At 60.1% G+C, this 1440-nt stretch carries 1 protein-coding gene; it reads right to left on the bottom strand.

What is annotated here, in order from left to right; all coding sequences use genetic code 11:
• Positions 1 to 284 precede the first annotated feature (284 nt).
• Positions 285 to 1280: an ornithine carbamoyltransferase gene (gene argF, locus I2G43_RS03540; protein ID WP_195535095.1), complete on the bottom strand. Its 996-nt coding sequence runs from the start codon at positions 1278 to 1280 to the stop codon at positions 285 to 287.
• Positions 1281 to 1440: the final 160 nt, after the last annotated feature.

Genomic DNA, 1440 nt, shown 5'->3' with positions numbered 1-1440 from the left:
TCAGACGGGCTGCAGTAACCTCGCCGCCGGACGTGCCGGAGACGATAACGGTAATCACTGCGACAATAGCCAGCAGAGCAAGAAGAATGGTGAACGATGAAGGCATACCGCGCTTTTTCTTAGCGGTCTCAGTCATGGTTCTCATCCCCCCTTCATAAATCATTTAACTGATCTCGCGCAAAGCGACTCTTCCGTGCCGTGCATACCGCTTGGTGCGAGATATTTACCAGATAAAACCGCTCGGGGCGTGCAGCAATACACCCCGAGCGAGATGCTAGATGCTCTTACTTGAGCGTGGCGTACATGACAGCCTTGATGGTGTGCATGCGGTTCTCGGCCTCGTCGAAGACCTTGGAAGCGGGGCTCTCGAAGACCTCGTCGGTGACCTCCTGCTCGCTGATGCCGAACTGCTCGCACTTCTCGGCGCCAATGGTGGTGTTGGTGTCGTGGAAGCTGGGCAGGCAGTGCAGGAAGATGGCACCCGGGTTGGCCATAGCCATGACCTCGGAGGTGACACGATACGGGGTGAGCTGAGCGATGCGCTCGGCCCAGACCTCGTCGGGCTCGCCCATAGAGACCCACACGTCGGTGTAGAGAACGTCAGCGCCGGTGACGCCGTCCTTGACGTCGGTGGTCAGCTTGATGGTGCAGCCGTTGGCCTCGGCGATGGGCTTGCAGGCCTCGATGACGTCGTCAGCGGGCATGCACTCCTCGGGGCCGCAGGCCACGAAGTTCATGCCGAGCTTGGAGCAAACGACCATGAGGGAGCGAGCGACGTTGTTCTTGCAGTCGCCCATGAAGACGAGGGTCTTGCCCTTGATGTCGTAGTTGAAGTTCTCCTGGACGGTCAGGATGTCGGCGAGCATCTGGGTGGGGTGCCACTCGGTGGTCAGGCCGTTCCAGACGGGCACGCCGGACTTGGCAGCGAGCTCCTCGACGTCGTCCTGGGCAAAGCCGCGGAACTCGATGCCGTCATACATGCGGCCGAGAACGCGGGCGGTGTCCTCGATGGACTCCTTCTTGCCCATCTGCGACGAACCCGGATCGAGGTAGGTAACGCCCATGCCCAGATCCATGCCGCCGACCTCGAAGGCGCAGCGGGTACGAGTGGAGGTCTTCTGGAAGAGCAGGACGATGTTCTTGCCCTCGAGATAGCGGTGCGGAACGCCAGCGCGCTTCATGTCCTTGAAGTTCTTGGAGAGCTTGAGCAGGTACTCGATCTCCTCGGTGGTGAGGTCGAGGAGCTTGAGGAAGCTACGGCCGGAGAGGTTAACACCCATGGTTCGTTTCCTTTCGAAGAAGTGAATTACTTAAAGTAGTAGTGGTGCCCGTTTGACGGGCGAAACCGGTGCGGTTGTAGTGGGACCGCACCGGAAACGGAAAGACTTAGAGGTCCTCGCGCCAGAAGGGCATGCTCATGCAGCGCGGGCCGCCGCGGCC

Source organism: Collinsella aerofaciens (assembly GCF_015557435.1).
Taxonomy (GTDB): domain Bacteria; phylum Actinomycetota; class Coriobacteriia; order Coriobacteriales; family Coriobacteriaceae; genus Collinsella; species Collinsella aerofaciens_Z.
This window is presented reverse-complemented; position numbering and strand designations above follow the sequence as displayed.